General features: G+C 70.9%; 11 protein-coding genes. 5 read left to right on the top strand and 6 right to left on the bottom strand.

Annotated features, from left to right (window positions below; genetic code table 11):
* Positions 1–55: 55 nt before the first annotated feature.
* The 5 genes from BTH_RS10700 to BTH_RS10680 form a co-directional block, all read right to left on the bottom strand.
* Entirely contained in the window at positions 56–1468 is a 1413-nt protein-coding gene (locus BTH_RS10700) for a gamma-aminobutyraldehyde dehydrogenase (protein WP_009894049.1), read from the bottom strand.
* Positions 1462–2883, bottom strand: a complete 1422-nt coding sequence (locus tag BTH_RS10695; protein ID WP_009894048.1) for an aminotransferase — start codon at positions 2881–2883, stop codon at positions 1462–1464. The genes BTH_RS10700 and BTH_RS10695 overlap by 7 nt, the downstream gene beginning before the upstream one ends.
* An 8-nt stretch (positions 2884–2891) precedes the next feature.
* On the bottom strand, positions 2892–3917 hold the full coding sequence (locus BTH_RS10690; RefSeq protein WP_009894047.1) for a TauD/TfdA family dioxygenase: 1026 nt from the start codon (positions 3915–3917) through the stop codon (positions 2892–2894).
* Positions 3918–4442: 525 nt separating this feature from the next.
* Positions 4443–4961 carry an SET domain-containing protein-lysine N-methyltransferase gene (locus BTH_RS10685; protein WP_009894046.1) on the bottom strand — a complete coding sequence of 173 codons (519 nt, stop codon included), beginning with the start codon at positions 4959–4961 and terminating at the stop codon, positions 4443–4445.
* A 99-nt stretch (positions 4962–5060) separates the two neighbouring features.
* The gene (locus tag BTH_RS10680; protein WP_011401503.1) at positions 5061–13439 is read right to left on the bottom strand and encodes a type I polyketide synthase; all 8379 of its coding nucleotides are present in this window, start codon (positions 13437–13439) and stop codon (positions 5061–5063) included.
* A 242-nt stretch (positions 13440–13681) separates the two neighbouring features.
* Between BTH_RS10680 and BTH_RS34420 the strand changes: the two genes are divergently transcribed.
* The 4 genes from BTH_RS34420 (at position 13682) to BTH_RS10660 (ending at position 17627) form a co-directional block, all read left to right on the top strand.
* Complete coding sequence (locus BTH_RS34420) at positions 13682–13921, top strand: hypothetical protein (RefSeq protein WP_154660016.1); 240 nt, start codon at positions 13682–13684, stop codon at positions 13919–13921.
* A 761-nt stretch (positions 13922–14682) separates the two neighbouring features.
* On the top strand, positions 14683–15387 hold the full coding sequence (malR, locus tag BTH_RS10670; protein ID WP_190275336.1) for a LuxR family transcriptional regulator MalR: 705 nt from the start codon (positions 14683–14685) through the stop codon (positions 15385–15387).
* A gap of 315 nt (positions 15388–15702) precedes the next feature.
* On the top strand, positions 15703–16212 hold the full coding sequence (locus BTH_RS10665; protein WP_025404207.1) for a MetQ/NlpA family ABC transporter substrate-binding protein: 510 nt from the start codon (positions 15703–15705) through the stop codon (positions 16210–16212).
* Positions 16213–16232: 20 nt separating this feature from the next.
* Positions 16233–17627 (top strand): LLM class flavin-dependent oxidoreductase, encoded by a 1395-nt coding sequence (locus tag BTH_RS10660; RefSeq protein ID WP_009894037.1) that lies wholly within the window; start codon positions 16233–16235, stop codon positions 17625–17627.
* Positions 17628–17656: 29 nt separating this feature from the next.
* Here BTH_RS10660 and BTH_RS34415 read toward each other — a convergent pair whose 3' ends face one another.
* Entirely contained in the window at positions 17657–18169 is a 513-nt protein-coding gene (locus BTH_RS34415) for a hypothetical protein (RefSeq protein ID WP_155275563.1), read from the bottom strand.
* Between the two features lie 404 nt (positions 18170–18573).
* On the opposite strand from BTH_RS34415, the gene BTH_RS10650 reads away from it, so the two are divergent.
* Positions 18574–19749 carry an acyl-CoA dehydrogenase family protein gene (locus BTH_RS10650; RefSeq protein ID WP_009894036.1) on the top strand — a complete coding sequence of 392 codons (1176 nt, stop codon included), beginning with the start codon at positions 18574–18576 and terminating at the stop codon, positions 19747–19749.
* Positions 19750–19761 lie beyond the last annotated feature (12 nt).

Here is a 19761-nt window from a genome sequence, read left to right as displayed (position 1 = left end):
GGAATTGTCTGTGTCGGGTTCGAGAAAGCGCGCGCCGCACGGCGCGCCGCGCGCGTCAATGCCGCCACATCACGTGGCGCGGCTGCGTGTAGTCGGCGAGGCCGAGCGTCGACAGATCGGAGCCGTAGCCGGACTGCTTGGTCCCGCCGTGCGGCATGTCGGCCGTGTAGGTGAAATGCGCGTTCACCCACGTGACGCCCGCCTCGATGCACGCGGCGAGCCGCATGCCGCGCGCCGCGTCGCGCGTCCATACCGACGAAGCCAGCCCGTATTCCGAATCGTTCGCCCACCTGAGCGCTTGCGATTCGGTGTCGAACGGCGTCAGCGTGACGACCGGGCCGAACGCTTCGCGGCGCATCGGCGCGTCGTCGTGGCGCACGCCGGCGATGACGGTCGGCGCGTAGTAGCAGCCGGGGCCGGGAAGCGGCGCGCCGCCCGTGAGCACGCTCGCATGCGGCAGCGCGGCCGCTTCCCGCACGAAACGGTCGACGCGCGCGCGATGCGCGGCGCTGACGAGCGGCCCCATCTCGGCGTCCGCGCGATCGGGCGGGCCGATGCGCAGCGTGCTCGCCGCATCGGCGAGCCGCTGCGCGAGCGCGTCATAGACGCCGCGCTGCGCGTAGATTCGCGTGGCCGCCGTGCAGTCCTGCCCGGCGTTGTAGAAGCCCGCGTAGCGGATGCCGGCGACGGCCGCGTCGAGGTCGGCGTCGTCGAACACGAGCACGGGCGCCTTGCCGCCGAGCTCCAGATGCGTGCGCTTCAGGTTTCTGGCCGCCGCGGCGAGCACGGACTTGCCGGCCTCGACCGAGCCCGTCAGCGAAATCATCCGCACGCGCGGATGCGTCGCGAGCGCGCGGCCGACGTTCGCGCCGTCGCCGAGCACGACGTTGACGACGCCCGCCGGAAAGATGCGCGCGAGCGCGGCTTCGAGCGCGACGATCGACAGCGGCGTCCATTCCGACGGCTTGAACACGATCGTGTTGCCGGCCGCGAGCGCCGGCGCGAGTTTCCATGCGGCCATCATCAGCGGGTAGTTCCACGGCGCGATTTGCGCGACCACGCCGACGGGATCGCGGCGGACCATGCTCGTGTGGCCCTCGACGTATTCGCCCGCGGACGGCCCGCTCGCGGTGCGCGCAGCACCCGCGTAGAAGCGGAAACAGTCGGCGACGGCGGGCATCTCGTCCTGCACGACGAGATGCAGCGGCTTGCCGGTGTTGCGGCTTTCGATTTGCGCGAGCGCGTGCGCGTGCCGCTCGATTTCGTCGGCGAGCGCGAGCAGCAGGCTCGCGCGCGTGGCCGGCGTCGTCGCGCGCCATGCGGGGAACGCGGCTTCGGCGGCCGCGACCGCGCGTTCGACATCGGCCGCGCTCGCGGCGGCGGGCGATGCGAGCGGCTCGCCCGTCGCCGGATCGACGATCGACAGCGGCTCGCCGCTTCCTTCGATGCAAAGGCCGTTAATCAGCATGTTTCGTTTTCCTCGCGAACGGGGGCGCGTTCCGCGAGCTCGCGCTGCGTGCGCTCGAGCGCGGCCGCGAGAATCTCGCAGATTTCATCGATGTCGGCGCGGGTCACGGTGAGGGGCGGCGACAGGATGCACATGCTCTCGTAGGGCCGCACGAGCAGGCCCATCTCCTCGCAATGGCGATCGACGCGCTGCGCGATCGCGATGTCCGCGGGCGTCGGTAGCGCGCCCGTCGCGCCCGCGCCGCTCGTGCATTCGATGCACGCCATCAGGTGGTCGCCGCGCACGTCGCCGACGATGGGAAAGCGCCGCAGCGCGTCGAGCCGGCGAATGAAGTACGGGCCGACGTCGCGCACGTGCTCGCAGATCCGCTCGCGCTCCATCAGCTCGATGTTCGCGAGCGCCGCCGCGCACGCGACCGGATGGCCCGAATAGGTGAAGCCGTTCGTGAACACGCCGTTGCCGTACGCGCGCTCGCCGGACACCGCCTCGACGAGCCGCTCCGAGATCAGCACCGCGCCGAGCGGCTGGTAGCCGGACGTGAGTCCCTTCGCGACGACGATCATGTCGGGCTCGATGCCGAAGTGCGCCTGCGACGCGAAGAAATGGCCGACGCGGCCGAAGCCCGTGACGACTTCGTCGGAGATGTACAGGATGTCGTGCCGGCGGCAGCGCTCGCGCATCGCGGCGAGATAACCGGGCGGCGGCACGATCACGCCGCCCGACGCGAGGATCGGCTCGGCGATGAAGCAGGCGATCCGGTCCGCGCCGAGCTTTGCGATCAGCGCGTCGAATTCGTCGACGAGCGACGCGCAGAACGCGGCGACGCTCATGCCGGCCGGCCGCCGGTACGGGTTCGGCGACGACAGGTGATGGACGATCGTGCTGTCGTAGTGAAAGCACGTGCGGTCCCACGCCTTGCCGGACACCGACGCGGCGAGATACGTGCTGCCGTGGTACGCGTCGCCGCGCGTGACGATGTGGCGCTTGTGCGGGCGGCCCGTCGCGCCGAAGTAGTAGTGCGCGAAACGCAGCGCCGATTCGACCGCGGTCGAGCCGCAGGTGGTCAGATGCACGCGCTTCAGATCGCCGGGCGCGCGCTCGGCGAGCCGCGCGCCGAGCGCGGCGGCGGGCGCGTTCGTCATCGCGCCGAACGGCGTGTAGAACGGCATGCGCAGCGCCTGGTCGCGGATCGCGTCCGCGATCTCGCGCCGGCCGTAGCCGACGGTCACGCACCACATGCCGCCGATCGCGTCGAGATACGTGCGGCCTTCGGCGTCGGTCACGCGCGTGCCTTGCGCGTCGACGATGACGGTCGGCGTCTCGCGGCCGAGCGCGGTCAGGTCGGCCCACGGGTGCAGCAGATGCCGCGCGTCCTGCTGCGCGCTCGTCAGAAGGGAATCGTTTCGGTGTGCCATGTGATGCCTCAGTCGGTCAGGCTGACGAGATGCAGGCGCGGCCCGGAGAACGCGAAGCGGCCGTGCTGCACGTAGACGTTGTCGAGCACGAGCACGTCGCCCGGGCGCATCGCGACCGCGCGCGACGTGCGCCACAGCGCCGCGCGCAGCTTCGTGACGAGTTCGGGGTCGATCGGCTCGCCGTCGCCGTAGGTCGTCGTCGCCGGGTAGCGCGCGTCGTCCCAGTCGGACGGGAAGAGCGGATGGCTGCGCCAGTACGACGCGTGCAGCTCCGTCACCTGGTTGAACCACAGCGGCGCGCCGCCCGCCGGATCGTCGAGGAACGCGTCGTGCACGTAGCCGTAGACGAGGCCGTCGTCGTCGAGCCAGCGGTGCGCGTAGCCCTTGTCGCGCATCAGCGCATCGGCCGCGTCGCGCTCGCGCACGCCGAACGTGTCCGTCCAGCCGATCTGCGTCGGCGTCGAGTCGCGCGGCAGGTAGCGGTGATAGCCGATCCGCTTGCGCTCGAACTTCGCGAGGATCTCGTCGGGGATCTGCGCGGCCGTGAGCCGGATGTCGTTGATCGGCACCTCGCCGCCCTCGTCGGCGGCCGCCGCGCAGAAGAAGAACACCTTGCGCGGCGGATTCGGCAGATACGCCATCTCGTTGTGCGGCGCCATCGTGATGCGCGGGTCTTCCTGGCTCGCGACGAGCGCGTAGCCCGCGTCGCGCGCGCGCACCGCGATACCGCCGTCGTAGCTGTGCGGCGCGTAGCCGAGCGCGTGCATGAACGTGTCGAAGCCCGCGCGATCCGCGATCGGCAGCCCGCGGAACAGCAGCGCGCCGGTGTCGGGCAGGCGCGCGTCGATCGCGTCGCGGCAGCGCGCGGCGGCTTCGGCGGGCGTGTCGGCCGCGTGCGCGAGCTTGAGCGCCAGATCGTTCGCGACCGGAATCGTCACCGGCACGAGCGGGCTGTCTGCGCCGGCGAGATACGCGCGGCCGCGCACGGGCACCTGGCGCCGGTCGTTTTCTTGCAGTTCGATGAAGCTATCCATAGCGCGTTTCTCCATGCGTTGATGAAGCGGGCGGGGCGATGCGCGATCGCGCGCGCCGGCGGCCTGCGGTGGTCGGCGCGCGTGATCGGAGCGGCGGCATTGCGTTGCGTCGCGCATCGCAATGGCTCGGCGAGGGCGACGGCGGTCCGGATACGGGATGCTGCCGAAGCCGAAGCCGAAGCCCGGCCCGATTCCGACGTCACCGGCGCTATCGACGCCGGCCCGGCGCCGCCGCGCGCACACAGCCGCCGAGCGTTGAATCGTCGAGCGCTGTCGCGATCCTTGCCGGCGCGTATGCCGCAACGTCCGTCGCCGATGCCGCGCTTGCCGGCGCCGTGGCCGGCGCGGACGCCGAGCACGCCTTCGCATTCGTCGTCCTCGCGCGGCGTCGACCGTTCGCGCCGGCCGGAACGCGTCGCGGCCGACCGTGTGAGACGGAGCGCGGAATGCCGATCTCCGCGCGTCCCGGGGGCCGAACGACGTTCGCCGAAGGGGGGGCCGCCGTCCGTGCGCCCCGCGATTTCGTCACGCGAGCGCGGCGGCCCGCAATCCGGCGAGGAGCGCCTGCCCGATATCGTTCGGCAGCTCCTTCGCGCCCGTGATCCAGCGCCGGCAGTTCGGCGCGCCGCAGTGGCATTCGAACTGGCGCATCAGCACGTCCTCGGTCGATGCGTAGTCCATCGTCAGCATCTCGCCCGCCGCGATGTCGCGCAGCGACCAGAGCTCGAAGCCCGCCATGTCGAGGCGCACGTTCGGATCGCACGAATGCAGCAGCAGCCCGCTGAAATGCGGGTCGTACAGGTGCGTGTGCGCGTTGATCTGCAGGGTGTGCAACCGGCAGAACGCGGTGATCTGTCCGGATACGCGCGCCATGCGCCGCCCGCGCGCGAACGTTTTCAGCACGCGCACGCCCGCACCGCGGCCGTCCTGCGTCTGGATGATCTGAAACGTGTCGGACGACGGATAGCCGTCCTCGACCTTCAGGTCGGACGACGGGTAGATGCCCGTGCGCTGCTGGACAGGTTCGATGAGGGTGATCGTCATGCTGCTCTCCTTGACTGAGTTCGTGCGCCGGGCGGGAGCACCCGGCGGACCTCTTCTTTGCGGCCGCGTCGGAATGCGCGGGTGACGGGAAGGGCGGATCTACTCGTCCGCGATGCCGGCGACGTTCCGCATTCGGCGGGCCAGCTCGCCGATCTTCAGCGTCGGCGACGCGAGCGTCGAAAGCGGGATCTGCACGCCGAATTTCTTGAAAAAGCCGTTGCGCATCTGCGCGAGATCGAGCGAATCGAGCCCGAGCGTCGCGAGATCGAGCCGCTCGTCCCAGCGGCTCACGTAGTCTTCGAGAAACGCGCGGACGGGGTCGCGCATGCTGGCGGGGCGCGCCGCCTGCGCGGCGGGCGCCTCGGGGCCAGCCGCGGCGGGTCGCGCGGGTTCGGGTTGTATCGATCGTGCGGAGTCCGAGCCATCGTCGGCGCGGATGACGGCCTCGTTGCCGGATGCGGATGTGTGCGACATCGCGGTCGTGCCGTTCGCGCGGCCCGCTCCGTTCGCCGCAGTTGCCGCGCGTGCCGTGTTTGCCGCGTTCGGCGCGTTCGGCGCGTCGTGCGCCGCCGCCGTGTCGTGCGCCGTCGCGGCGCCCGCCGCATCGCCGCGCGCGATGTCGGCGGCAATCGGTGCGTCGCGCCACGGCGAGCGCGGCCAGTCGACGTCGCAGACCGCGAACTGGCGTCCCGCCGTCGCGCCGCCGAGCACGCCGGCGAGCAGCGCGCCGAGCGCGGCGAACGCGGCATCGGGCGCGAGCGGGCGTTCGCCGTCCTGCATCGCGCGACGCAGCGCCCGGCCGTTGCGCGCGCTCATGCCGACATCGGCCCAACTGCCCCACTGGATGCTCAGTACGGGCGGCTCGCCGGGCCGCGCGGGCCAGCACGCGAGCTGATCGAGCCACGCGTTCGCGGCCGCGTAATTCGCCTGGCCGGGCACGCCGAGCAGCGCGCTCGTCGACGAGAACGCCACCGCCCAGCGCGTGCGCCAGCGCGGCGCGTGCGCGAGCAGCGCGGCGAGGCTTTGCTTCGGCGCGAGCACGCGGCGCAGCCGCGCGTCGTCGAGATTCGCGATGACGCCGTCGTCGAGCGTGCCCGCGAGATGGAATATGCCTTCGACTTCGTCGATCGATTCGAGCGCGGCGTCGAGCGCGCGTTCATCGGCGAGATCGACGGCGACGGCGCGCACGCCGCGCGGCGCGGATGCGGCGTCGCGACACAGCGCGACGATCTTCTCCGGCGGCACCTGCTGCTCGTCGATCAGCCAGTCGATGAGCGCGCGGCCGACGCCGCCCGCCGCGCCGGTGACGAGATACGGGCCGCCCGCCGCGCCGAGCGCGCCTTCGGGCAACGCGGGCGCCGCGTGCGGCATCAGGCGCGGCGCGAACATCCGGCCGGCGCGGTGCAGCAGCCACGGCTCGCCGCCGCAGCGCGCGGCGTCGCGTGCGAGCCCGGCGGCCCAACGCGGATCTGCTTCGCGCGGCGCAAGGTCCGGGTGATCGTCGGCGAGCACGAGCCGCACGCGCAGCGCCGCGTGCTCGGCGCTCGCGACGCGCGCCGCGCCGACGAGCGGGCCGCTTGCCGCGCCGGCCGGCAGCACGAGCGTCAGCGTGCCGGTGCACTCGCGCGCGGCGAGCGCCTGCCATAGCCTGACGAAGCCCGCGCATTGCGCGACGCCGAGCGGATCGTCGGCCGCGCCGATGCAGAGCAGCGCCGCATGGCCGTCGCTCGCGCGCAGGCGCGGCGCGAGCCATTCGAGCGCGCCGGCCTCGCCGCCCGTCGCGTACACCGCGCATTCGGGCGACGGCGCTTCGCCGGCAGCCGCGCCTGGAGCATCGAGCCGCGAAGCAACGGCGGCGATGGCCGAGTCCGGCGCGATCGCACGCGGCTGCCAATGCAGCGCGAACATCGGCGCGGGCGCCACCGTTCGCGCGGCGCGCTGCGGCCGCAGCCACGCGGCCACGCGCGCGACGATCTCGGCCTCGCATCGCATCATGAAGTCATGGCCGCCCGGGTACGCGTGCAGGCCCGCGAGCGGCGCGGACGAGATCCGCGCCCAGTCTCCGGCGAGCCGCCAGTCGAACGCCGGATCGTCGTCGCCGCCGTGAATCTGCAGCGGCGTCGCCAGCAGCGGCCGCCGCTCGCCGTCGCGCCAGCGCCGCGCGATCCGGTGCGCGGTGCGCGTGTCGGCGTCGAGATCGGCTTCGAGCACCGGCCGGAAGATTTCCTGCCACAGCGGATCGTCGCGCAGCGCGTCGGGGACGAGCAGGAAGCTGTCGGCGGGCGCGTCGATTGCCGGCTGCTCGAGGAGAGGCGCGCGCCCGACGACGGCGAGCCCCTTCACGCGGCCGCTCGCCGCCCATGCGCGCAGCGGTCCGGCCAGCAGTTCGGTCGCGGCCGCGCCGCCGTAGCTCAGCCCGCAGAACGCGACGGGCAGTTCGCCCGCATCCGCGACGATCGCGGCGGCGATCGCGTCGCGCGCGGCGAGGTCGTCGGCGTCGTCGCGCGCGGGCGATTCCTCGGCGCGCGCGTTGCGGCCGGGCCATTCGATCGCGACGAGGTCGAGCCAGTCAGGCGCGGTGCGCGCCCAGCCGTCGAAGCTGCGGCTACTGCCGCCCGCATACGGGAAGCAGTACAGCTTCATGCGCGGCCGGCGGCGCGGCCTGAGCCGCGCGAGCCAGCGCGACGCGGGAGGCGGCGGCGCGGCGATGCGGGCGGCGGCCGTGGCGTCATGTCCGCCGTTGCATGACCGCGATCCGGCGGCGCACGAGCATCCGCCGGAACACGCGAGCGTCGACGCCGCGTGCGCGCGGGGCGTTGCCGGCGCGTCGTTTGGCGTGATGCCGGCGGCGTCGGCGGGGACGCTCGCGCGGTTTGCTGCGTGGTTTTCCGCACGGTTTGCCGAGATCTCGGATTCGGCCGCAGCCGGCGCCGCATCGACATAGATCGACGCCTCGGGCCGCGTCCAGTAGCTGTCGCGCTCGAACGCATAGCCGGGCAGCGGCACGCGCGCGAGCGCGCGGCCGGGCGACGCCGCTTCGTGCGCGTGATACGCGCGCCAGTCGATCGCCACGCCCGCGCACCACAATTGGCCGATCACGTTGCTGAAGTGATCGGCGTCGCCCGCGCCGTCGCGCGCGGCGGGCAGCGACGGCAGCACGCGCGGCGCGTTCGCGTGCGCCGATGCATCGGCACTCGCCCCGGCCGCGAGATGCCTGCCGATCAGGCCGCACAGCACGGCGCCCGGACCGATTTCGAGCACGATGTCGGGCTGCCAGCGCAGCAGCGCGGCCACGTTGTCCGACCAGCGTACCGGCTCGCGCAGATGGCGCGCCCAATAGTCGGCCGATGCGGCGTCGGCGCCGAGCCAGCCGCCCGTCACATTGCACGTCATCGGAATCCGCGGCGCGGCGCCCTCGATGCGCTGCGCGGCGATCGCGTCGGCGACGGGCTGCATCAGCGGCGTATGGAACGGATGTGACACCGGCACCGGCCGGCACCGGCAACCGAGCGCGGCGAGCGCGCGCGCGGCGTCGGCGAGCGCGGGTTCCGTGCCCGCGAGCACGAGCGTGCGCGGCGCGTTGCGCACGGCGATCCACATGTCGGCGCGCCCGGCCGCCCACTGCTCGATGCGCGCGTCGTCGCCCGTCACGGCGAGCATGCCGCCGCGCACATGCGCGCCGTCGCCGGCCGCGAGCGCCGTCAGCGCCTCGGTCGCGCGCGCGCGGGCCGCGACGAGCGCGGCCGCCTGCTCGAGCGTGAGCGCCTCGGCGGCGACGGCGGCCGCATACTGGCCGATACTGTGCCCCGCGACCGCGACGGGCCGCACGCCGTATTCGCCGAGCACCGACGCGAGCGCGTGCTCGAGCGCGAACAGCCCGCATTGCGTGACGAGCGGGCGGCGCATCGCATCGTCGCCGGCGTTCAGGATCGTGTCCGCGATCGGCGCGCCGAGCGCGCGCTCGAGCGCCGCGCACGCGGCGTCGAAGTGATGGCGGAAGCGGCCGGCCTCCGCGTTCGACCGATACAGCTCGCGCGCCATGCCCGGATGCTGCGAGCCTTGGCCGGAGAAGCAGAACGCGACGGTCGCGCCGGGTTTGGCGCGAACGGGCGCGCCGGGCGCGTCGCCTGCGTCGGGCGCTTCATCGAGCGCGCCGGCGCGCTCGCGCAGCGCGGCGGCCGCTTCGGCGGGCCGCGCGGGCACGGCGAGCGCGACCCGCAGCGGATGCGCGTCGCGCGCGACGTGCAGCGTATGGGCCGCGCATCCGAGATCGGCCGCATCCATCGTCGCGACTTGCTCGGCGAGCGCTCGCAGGTTGCGCGCGAGCGCGCCGGGCGTGCGTGCGGACACGGTCATCAGGTGATGCGCGCGCGGCACGCCTTCGGCGGGTGCGGCGGCGCGCGCGGGCGCTTCCTCGACGATCACGTGCGCGTTCGTGCCGCCGATCCCGAAGCTCGATACGCCGGCGCGCCGCGGCAATTGCGTCGCCGGATCGGCGACGCTCCAGTCGTCGATCCGGCGCTGCACGACGAACGGCGACGCATCGTGCTCGACGAACGGCACGAGCTTCGGATTGAGCGTGTCGAAATGCACGGTCGGCACGCGCTGCCGGTGCTGGAGCTGCAGCACGGTCTTGATGAGCCCCGTGATGCCGGCCGCGCAATTCGCATGACCGATGTTGCCTTTCACGCTGCCGATCGCACAGCCGCCCGCGACGGCGGCGATGTCGGCACCGGCGCCGCGCGTTTGCGCGAATGCGTCGGAGAGCCCCTTCAGCTCGATCGCGTCGCCGATCAGCGTCGCGGTTGCGTGGCACTCGACGTACGAGATCTGCTCGGAGCGCACGCCCGCCATGTCGAGCGCGTCGACGATGCAGCGCCGCTGCGCGTCCGCGTTCGGCGCGGTGTAGCCCGCCTTCATCCGGCCGTCGTTCGACAGCCCGACGCCCGAGATCACCGCGAGGATCGGATCGCCGTCGGCTTCGGCGAGGTCGAGCCGCTTGAGCGCGACCGCGCCGACCGCGTCGCCGAACAGCGTGCCGCTCGCGCGCGCGTCGAACGGGCGCACGTGGCCGTCGGCGCTGCCGACGAGGCCGTCCTCATAGCAGAAGCCGAAGTTCGGGAACGACAGCGCGGACGCGCCCGCGATCGCCATCTCGCACTGGCCGGCGCGAATCGCCTGCACCGCCTGCACGACCGCGACGAGCGCGCTGCTGCATGCGGCGCCGACCGACACCGCGGGCCCGCCGAGATCGAGCTGATACGCGACGCGCGTCGCGATGTAGTCCTTCTCGTTGCCGATCTCGGTGAGCATCAGCCGGCCCGGATCGAGCGGCGTGAGCAGCCCGCCGCCTTGCAGATGATGGACGAGATAGCCGTCGATTCCGCAGCTCGCGAACACGCCGGTGCGCGTGCGGTAGCGGTTGTCGGCGCGCGCGTAGCCCGCCTGCTCGAGCGCGCTCCACGCGACTTGCATGAAGAGCCGGTGCTGCGGGTCCATCAGCGCCGCTTCGCGCGGGCCGATGCCGAAGAAGAGCGCGTCGAACTTGTCCGCGTCGCTGACGGCCTGCGCGGCCGGCACCCAGTCCGGATGATCGAGCGTCGCGGCGTCGACGCCCTTCGCGAGCAACTGCTCGCGCGCGAAGCGCGACAGGCTGTCGACGCCTTGCGTCAGGTTGCGCCAGAACGCGTCGACCGAGTCCGCGCCCGGGAAGCGGCCGGCCATGCCGACGATCGCGACCTTCGGCGCATCGGCGGCCGATGCCGCGCGCGGCGCGCGAACGTCGCGCGCTTCGTCCGCGCGCGGGCGCGCGGCGTCCTCCCGCGAGCGGCGGCAGTGATCGGCGAGATCCCGCAGCCGGCTGTGCTGATACAGATCGACGACCGCGAGCGAGAGCCCGAGCCGCTCGCCGAGCAGGCCGACCGCCTTCGCGGCGCTCAGCGAGTTGCCGCCGAGCTCGAAGAAGTGATCGTCGCGCGCGACCGACGCGACGCCGAGCACGTCGCGCCACACTTGCGCGAGCCGCGCTTCGAGCCCGTCGCCCGCGCTTGGGGCGGCGGCGTCGCGAGGGGCGGTTCGCGCGTCGCTCGGCACGGGCGGCAGCGCCTGCTTGTCGAGCTTGCGCGACGTGCCCGCGCGCAGCGCAAACGCATCGAGGCCGATGAAATGCGCGGGCACCGCGTATTCGGGCAGCTTCGCGCGCGCTTGCTGGCGCAGCCGCGCGAGCGTCGTCTCCGACGGCGCGCCGTCGCTGCCGACGACGTACGCGGCGAGCGCCGACGGCTGCCGCGTGTGCGGATCGTCGATCGGCACGACGAGCGATTTGCTGACGCCTTCGACCGCGTCGAGCACGTTCTCGACCGCGTGCAGCAGCACCTTGAAGCCGCGGATCTTCACCGTGTTGTCGATGCGGCCGAGGATCGAGATCTGGCCGTCCGGCAGCAGCCGCGCGCGGTCGCCCGTCCGGTAGACGGGCGCGTCGTGCCCGCGTTCGGCGAGCGCGGGCGCGGACGGCAGGAATTTCTCGGCGGTGCGCGCCGCATCGTCGAGATAGCCGGGACCGAGGCCGGGTGACGCGATGTGCAGTTCGCCCGTCTCGCCCGCCGGCACGGCGCGTCCCGCATCGTCGAGCACCGCGAGCGCGCAGCCGGGCAGCGGCCGGCCGATCGGCACGCGCCTGCTGCCGTCGCTCGCGCGCGACGGCAGCAGATCGGCGTAGCAGACGTCGAGGCTTTCCCACGTGCTGTACGCGTTGACGAGCCGCACCGATGGCGGGAACGCGGCGCGCGCCTTGTCGACGACGCGCGGCGGCATGACTTCGCCCATCAGGAACCACGCGGACATGTGCGCGAGCGCGTCGCGCAGTTGCGCGGCGACGCCGGGGAAATCGAGCACGCTTTCGAGCAGCGACGGCGTGACGACGAGCCGCGTGATCCGCTCGCGACGCAGCAGCGCGACGAGCCGGGGCGGATCGAAGATCACGTCGTCGCCGATCACGACGGCCGGGCGGCCGAACATCAGCGGGCGCAGGCATTCCCACGCGAGAAACACGTTGAGCCCTTCGCGCTCGCCGTCGGCGTACGGGTACAGCGCGTCGCGCGCGTGGAAGCAGTAGCTCGTGCCGATGTGCGTCGTGAGGACGGCCTTCGGCTTGCCCGTCGAGCCGCTCGTCAACGAGACGAACGCGATGTCGTCGGGGCGCGGCGCGACGCTCGCCCATGCGCGGTCCGCGAGCGGCGGGCGCGCGCCGACGAGCGTGCAGCGCGCATCGGGCAGATGTTTGGCCGCGCGCGCGAGCAACTCGGGCGTCGTCGCGAACTGCGCGACGCGGCAGCTCGCGACGAATTCGCCGACGAGCGAATCGGGCCAGCTCTTTTCGAGCAGGCATACCGACGCGCCGATCGACCATGCGGCGACGATCGTCAGCACATACTCGGCGCCGTGCGGCAGAAAGACGCCGACCACATCCTGCCGGCCGACGCCCGCCGCGCGAAACGCGTCGGCGAGCTCGCCCGCATGCGATGCGAGTTGCCGGTACGTCCACGTGCGTTCGCCGTCCTTCAGCGCGAGCGCATCGGGGGTGCGCGCGACGTGCTCGCGGATCGCGGCGAGCACCGAATGCGCATCGCCCCAATCGTCGGCCGCGCGCAGGCACGCGGCGACGCGCGAGCCCGGATCGGGCGTCGCCGCGACGATCGACGCGGGGCGCTCCGCGAGCCGTCGCTCGATATGGCCGGCGACGCTCGCGCACAGCGCCGCGCGCGATGTCGGCTCCAGAAAATAGAAATGATGGCCGTCGAACGTCTCGACCGGGCACGCATGCTGTGAGCCGACGTGCGCGCGCCACGCGCGCAGATCGTCGATGGTCGTGCTCGGATCGGCCGCGCCGCCGTAGATCGCGCACGGCGCGCGCAGCGCGTCGCCGGGGGCGTGCCGGTAGGTTTCGGCGAGCCGGAGGTCCGCCCGCAGCGGCGGAAGAACGTAGCGGGCGACGTCGGCATCGTCGAGCGCGCCGTCCGGGAAGAAGCCCCAGCGTCGCACGGCTTCGATGAACGCGGTGTCGGGCAGCGCATGCGTCGGTTGACGCCATGCGTCGGTTGCGCGCTCGCGCGAGGGCGCGGGATGGCCCGACAGAAAGACGCCGGCCGGCTGCGCGCCGCCGCGTTGCTCGAGCGCGCGCGCGACTTCGTAGGCGAGCAGCGCGCCGAGGCTGTGGCCGAACAGGAAGAAGGGCGTGCCGTCGTCGAGCCGCGCGACCTCGGCGGCGAGATCGTCGACGAGAGACGGCCAGTCGTCGTAGAACGGAATGTGCTGGGTCGCGCCGCGACCGGGCAGGCTGAGCGTCGTGAAAGCGAACGCGCCGCCAAGTGCGCGGGCCATGTCCGCGTAGCTCGCGTCGCTGCCGCCCGCGAACGGGAATGCGACGATCCGGGCTCGACTATCGAGAGATCCGTTGCTCGTTGAAACTATTTGCCTCATGAGAACCACTCCGAATGACCGGCGGTAAATTATCAGAGGAAATGAAACAATCGATACTGCAACTTCTTACAGTCGCTTCGTAATCGATTTGCAGTGTATTTCGCGTAAATCGGGCGCAATAAATGCGAGTGCGACCGTGATTGGGACTTTCTCCAAAAACGGGATCAGACTATTCCTAAAAATACAAAAACTGTTGTATGGAATGCCGGTGGTTCGAAGGAATTGCTATTGGGAATCCAACAATGGAACGCTCGCGAACCCGCGACGGACGCAATCCTTTGACCGCATACCCGACACGTTCACTCGGGAAATTTTTATCTTTCGAAATGCCGGGTCGATATGTTCAACCAAAAGCAACGATTGCGAAATCGGATCGCGATATGCGCAAAACCGTGATGTCGATTCGATGCATTGTGGATATCATCGAGGCCAATGATGCGGGCTGCTTTAATGTATTTAATTATGCAATTACCGAAAAATAAATTTGGAAATTCACCGAGGATTTCCTCCTTGTTCTGGATGAATTCGCGCACGAGGCGCCGCTTTGATCCCAATATCTGAAACAATCTGGGGCAATCTAAAAGCAAACTGAACTTCGCTCTCCCTGAAATAGTCGGAAATGCCGTTGCCGATCCGCCGTGGCGAAGGGCCGTCGCCGCCGGAGTGCGCAGTGCGTCGCGTGTGCGGCCCGTCGCCGTGCGCGCGTCGCCCGTCTAGAACGCTGCGTGCGCCGACGAGACAAAGGGAGCCGCGTGCGCCGGCGGTCTTCCGGGCATGTCCTGTTCGATCGTCGGTCGATGCTGGCGTCGTGCGTGTCGAGTCAGCCGACAATCGCCCGCAGCGGTCTTCAGCGGTCTTTCGGCGCGCGCCGCCGGTCCGCCATGCGTACGAGGGCGCATGCCGCAGCGGGTCCGTTGCTTGCCGGGCGGCGTCGCGCGTGCGCGCGCCGCGCGCACGCGCATGTGCGGCGGTGGCCGTGATGCGGGTAGGGCCGGCGCGCGCGGGATTCGAGCGATGCTCGATCGCCGGCCGCCGGTTCGGCTTCGGCGCAGGCGGCCGATCGTCCCGCCGCATCCGACGAAACGGACGGCGCGCTCGCGCTTCGGCGGCGCGGCGGGCGCGCTCGCCGGCGTTTCGCCGCGCGCGGGCCGCCGTTGCCCGCACGTCCTTTCGAGCACGCTTTCTTCATTGGTTCGCTAACGTAACATCCTCACTTGAGCTGGGCGGTTCTATGTTCGAAGGCTTGTCCATTGGTTCGTTTAACGAAATTCTGAGCGCGACTTGCAAGAAGAGCCTCTTTGAGCAGACGGCGTACCACGTTCGCCAACTGGGCTTCAAGAACTTCGCGTACCGGCATCAGATTTCCGGCGCGGCGTCGAGCCGCTGCATGCTCGACGGATTTCCGACCGAGTGGCGGCTGCGTTACGACGCCGCCGACTACCTGTCGATCGATCCCGTCGTCCAGCATTGCCGGTGCCGGACCGTGCCGCTCATCTGGCACGACGAGCTCTATACGACCGGCCGCGCGAAGCTCATGCGCGACGAGGCGAAATCGTACGGCCTCGTCTACGGGCTCAGTTGCCCCGTTCACGATCGCAGCGGCGCGATCAGCATGCTCAGCATGGCGACCGACGATCCGTTCGAGCACGACGCGAACGACATACTGCGGCTGTTGAGTCTGTCGCAGTTGCTCGCGAGCTTCGTGCACGCGGCGATGCATGAACTGCTCGACTGCCGGTTGCGCAGGCAGGGCTCGTGCGATCTGACCGCGCGCGAGCGCGAATCGCTGCAGTGGGCGGGGCGCGGCAAGACGGCGTGGGAAATCTCGAAGATTCTCGGCATCTCGGAGCGCACGGTCGTGTTCCATCTGTCGAACGCCGCGCGCAAGATCGGCGCGAACAACCGCGCGCAGGCGGTCGTCATCGCATCGGCTCGCGGGTTGATCTGAGCGGGCGCCGCCGCCGGGCGCACGCGGCGGCGCGCGGCCGTGCGGCGATCCGCCTGTCCGGCGGGAGCTGGGCGAACGTAGCGCGGCTATCGCGCTGCCGCACGATCCGCTTACCCCTCGGCGCGTTCGCGCTATATCGTCCGCGGCGATTTACTTTGCGAAATCGCTTCGTAGACCATCTTCGCCGCCCGGCCCTATCATCGATCGCAGTTCATTCCGAAACGAAGCGGCCGCACAGTCGCGCAAGCGTAGGTGCAGGCGGTTTCGCCTGACCGCCGGACACATGCGTTTCGGCATCCTGAAGAGAGTTCTCCTATGCAGTCTCGCCTTTTCCTTGTGCGCGTCGTCCGGCGCGCATCGCGTGCGGCCGCCGCCGCATTTGCGCTTGTCGCGTTCGCCGCGCCGCTCGCGCATGCCGATTCCGCGCCGCTGAAGGCCGGCATCGCGACGAGCCCGCAGATCGGAGCGCTGAAGGTGGCGGCGAAGGAGGCGCAGGGCCTCGACGTGAAGATCATCGAGTTCACCGACTGGAGCGCGCCGCTCGCGAACCAGGAAATCGACGTCAACCATTTTCATCACATCCCGTTCCTCGAGAACGCGAAGAAGCAGGGCGGCTACGATTTCGTCGCGATCGCGCCGCGCACAATCATGAAGATCGGCCTCTATTCGAGGAAGATCAAACGCTTCGATCAACCGAAGGACGGCGCGCCGGTCGCGATCGCGAACGATCCGCGCATTCGCCGCTTCATTGCGATCCATCAGCATTCGCCGGCGGTGAGGAAGTCGCTCGACAACGCATTCGGCTCGCTGTACGCGGTCGGGTGACAAGGCCGCGAGTGCGCGCGATGGCGAAGAGAAAGATCCTGCTGAACGCGTTCGACATGAATTGCGTCGGCCATATCAATCACGGCTTGTGGACGCATCCGCGCGACCGCTCCGCGCGGTACACCGACCTCGACTACTGGACCGATCTCGCGCGCACGCTCGAGCGCGGCAAGTTCGACGGGATCTTTCTCGCCGACATCGTGGGCGTCTACGACGTGTACGGCGGCGGCCCCGATGTCGCGCTGCGCGAATCGGTGCAGGTGCCCGTCAACGATCCGCTGCTGCTCGTGCCGGCAATGGCGCACGCGACGACGCATCTCGGCTTCGGCGTGACCGCGAATCTCACGTACGAGCCGCCGTATCTGTTCGCGCGGCGAATGTCGACGCTCGATCACCTGACGAAAGGCCGCATCGGCTGGAACATCGTGACCGGCTACCTCGACAGCGCGGCGCGCGGCATGGGCCTCGCGGGGCAGATCGGGCACGACGAGCGCTACGCGCGCGCGGACGACTACATGGAGGCCGTCTACAAGCTGTGGGAACGGAGCTGGGACGACGACGCGGTGATCCGCGACCGCGACGCGCGCGTGTTCGCGCGGCCCGACAAGGTGCGCCGCGTGCGCCACGACGGGCCGTATTACTCGGTCGACGCGATTCATTTGAGCGAGCCGTCGCCGCAGCGCACGCCGGTGCTGTACCAGGCCGGTTCGTCGGCGCGCGGCGTCGAGTTCGCCGCGAAGCATGCCGAATGCGTGTTCGTGAACGGCCGGAGCAAGGCCGCCGCGCGCTCGGCGGCGGCCGACATTCGCGCGGCCGCCGCGCGGATCGGCCGCGATCCGGCGTCGATCAAGATCTTCGCGGGCATCACGGTCGTGACGGACGACAACGAGCGGGCGGCGCGCGAGAAGTTCGACGAATACCGGCGCCACGCGAACCCGGAAGCGGGGCTCGCGCACTTCGCGAGCTCGACCGGCATCGATTTCTCGCGCTTCGGCCCCGACGAGCCGATCGCGCACGTGAAGACCGATGCGATTCAATCGGCCGTCGACGCGATCTCGACGGCGAGCGCGACGGGGGCATGGACCGTGCGGCGCATCCTCGAGCAGATGTCGATCGGCGGACGCTATCGCCCGCTCGTCGGCTCGCCGTCGCAAGTCGCGGACGCGCTTGCCGCATGGGTCGAGGAAACGGGCATCGACGGCTTCAATGTGACGCGCACGGTGGTGCCCGAGTCGTTCGACGATTTCGTCGATCTGATCGTGCCGGAGTTGCAGAATCGCGGCCTCTACAAGGAGGACTACGACGCTGCGCCGACGCTGCGCGCGAAGCTGTTCGGCGAGAGCGGCCGGTTGCCCGGCTGGCATGCGGGCGCGCAGCACCGGTTCGGCCGCGAGCGCGACACCGGGCAAGTATGATCACGCGACGAGGCGATTCGATGGTGCAGCTATTCGGTTCCCCGGGTTTCATCGAACGTGCGGCCGGCACGCCGCATGAGCGCGTGCGCGCGGCTTGCGCACGCGAACGACGGCCGGCGCCGGACGGGGCGAGCGAACGCCGTCGCGCGGCGGCGCGCGGGATGCGGCCGGAGGCGTTGCACGGGCGCGAGCCGCGGATCGTGTGCGCACGGCGGATATCGCGGGCGCCGCATCGGCTCCCGAAAAAGCTCACCGTCGAGCCGCCGCCGGACCGATCCGGCGCGTCCGCGTGATGCACGCCGCACGACGATGGTTCGCCGATTGCGTGCGATGCGAAGGCCCGGCCGATCGCGCGCGACGCCAGATACGCCGCCCGCGCCGAGGCGCCGCCCGCACATCGGACTGACATGCGGATGCGTGACGATCAAGGCTTCATGGGCGCGATGCCGCAATCGCGTCACGAAGACCTTGCTGCGGCCGCCGCCGCCATCACGATCGGCTGCGCGCGCGGCGCGGTTCGAGCGGGGCAGGGTCTTCGGCACGCGGCGCTTCGCGCGATGCGCGGACATCGGTTGAACGAGCATGGCGCGCCGACAGGCAGGTATCCGAACGAACCGCATTTCGTAAGCCATGTAAGCAACCCTTGTCGACGGCCGCCGCGCGCGCCCGCCCGTCGATGCCGGTTCGCCGCCCGGCCGCGCGCCGAGCATTCCGATGCGCGCCGGCTCGGCTGCGCGTCGCGACACTTTACAGACACATATTTGTACATTGATTACAGGTGCCCGGCGCTAGTATTCGACGCACACCACACCGCAAATCGGGCGACTGACCACAAACGGCGGTGCGGCGCGTGCGCGCGCGTGACATCGCCGGCCGCCGCCGCATCGCACGACAAGCCCGCCATCTGGGAAGCATCCGTATGAACGATCCACGAGCCCTGGTTGAAATGACGCTCGGCGCCGGCCGCCCGCCACGCACGCTAGCCGAACTGATCGCGGCGCTGCGCGCGAGCGCGCCGGAACGCGATCGCGCGGGCGGCCATGCTGCGCGCGAGAAGCAGTGGATCGCCGACGCCGGCTTGCTGACGCTCGCGGTGCCGCGCGAATTCGGCGGTCAGGAAGCGGGCTGGCCTGTGATCTATCACACGATCCGCGCGCTCGCGCGCGTCGACAGCGCGCTTGCGCATCTGCTCGGCTTTCAATGTTTGCAGATCGTCAGCGTCGACGTGTGGGGCAGCGCCGCGCAGCGCGAGCGCTACCTGCGCGGCACGGTCGAGCACGACTGGTGGTGGGGCAACGCGGTGAATCCGCTCGACGCGCGGCTCGTCGCGCGCGCGACGGGCGACGGCGGCTACCGGCTCGACGGCGTCAAGGGCTTCTGCTCGGGCACGCGCGGCTCGCAGCGGATGACGGTGTCCGCGCACGATCCGGACACGGGCAAGCCGGTGTTCGCGGTCGTGCCGACGCAGCGCGAAGGGATCGCGGTGCATGACGACTGGGACCCGATCGGCCAGCGGCAGACCGACAGCGGCAGCGTGTCGTTCGACGGCGTGCGCGTCGAGCCCGATGAGGTGCTGCATCGGTCGGAGGCGCCGCCGACGCCGCGCGCGACGCTGCGCACGCTCGTGTCGCAGCTCGTGTTGACGAATCTGTTCGTCGGCATCGCGGAGGGCGCGCTCGCCGAGGCGCGCGACTACGTGCAGCGCGCGGGGCGGCCGTGGGTGCATTCGGGCGTCGAGCGAGCGGCCGACGATCCGTACACGCTGCAGCGGTTCGGCGACATGCGCGTGCAGACGGTGAGCGCCGAGGCGCTCGCGGACCGTGCGGCGCGCGCGCTGCAGCGCGCATGGGCGGAGCGCGACGCGTTGACGGCCGCGGCGCGCGCGGAAGTGGCGCTCGCGATCTCGGAGGCGAAGATCGTCGCGCAGCGCGCGGCGCTCGATGTCAGCGAGGCGCTGTTCGACGCGTGCGGCGCACGCGCGACGGCCGCGCCGCTCGCGCTCGACCGCTTCTGGCGCAACGCGCGCACGCACACGCTGCACGATCCGCTCGACTACCGGCTGCGCGACGTCGGCCGCCATGCGTTGACGGGCGAACTGCCGGACGCGTCGCTCTATTCCTGATGGCGTGACGCA

Origin of the sequence: Burkholderia thailandensis E264 (assembly GCF_000012365.1) — a bacterium.
Lineage (GTDB): Bacteria > Pseudomonadota > Gammaproteobacteria > Burkholderiales > Burkholderiaceae > Burkholderia > Burkholderia thailandensis.
The sequence above is the reverse complement of the archived record's forward strand: the minus strand, read 5'-3'. Positions and strand labels throughout refer to the sequence as shown.

What these genes read in the sequence shown, in the direction of transcription:
- BTH_RS10660 (WP_009894037.1), top strand. Translation starts at nt 16,233, where the DNA reads ATGGCGAAGAGAAAGATCCTGCTGAACGCGTTCGACATGAATTGCGTC.
- BTH_RS10685 (WP_009894046.1), bottom strand. Translation starts at nt 4,961, where the DNA reads ATGACGATCACCCTCATCGAACCTGTCCAGCAGCGCACGGGCATCTAC.
- BTH_RS10700 (WP_009894049.1), bottom strand. Translation starts at nt 1,468, where the DNA reads ATGCTGATTAACGGCCTTTGCATCGAAGGAAGCGGCGAGCCGCTGTCG.
- BTH_RS10680 (WP_011401503.1), bottom strand. Translation starts at nt 13,439, where the DNA reads ATGAGGCAAATAGTTTCAACGAGCAACGGATCTCTCGATAGTCGAGCC.
- BTH_RS34420 (WP_154660016.1), top strand. Translation starts at nt 13,682, where the DNA reads ATGGAACGCTCGCGAACCCGCGACGGACGCAATCCTTTGACCGCATAC.
- BTH_RS10650 (WP_009894036.1), top strand. Translation starts at nt 18,574, where the DNA reads ATGACGCTCGGCGCCGGCCGCCCGCCACGCACGCTAGCCGAACTGATC.
- BTH_RS10665 (WP_025404207.1), top strand. Translation starts at nt 15,703, where the DNA reads ATGCAGTCTCGCCTTTTCCTTGTGCGCGTCGTCCGGCGCGCATCGCGT.
- BTH_RS10695 (WP_009894048.1), bottom strand. Translation starts at nt 2,883, where the DNA reads ATGGCACACCGAAACGATTCCCTTCTGACGAGCGCGCAGCAGGACGCG.
- BTH_RS10690 (WP_009894047.1), bottom strand. Translation starts at nt 3,917, where the DNA reads ATGGATAGCTTCATCGAACTGCAAGAAAACGACCGGCGCCAGGTGCCC.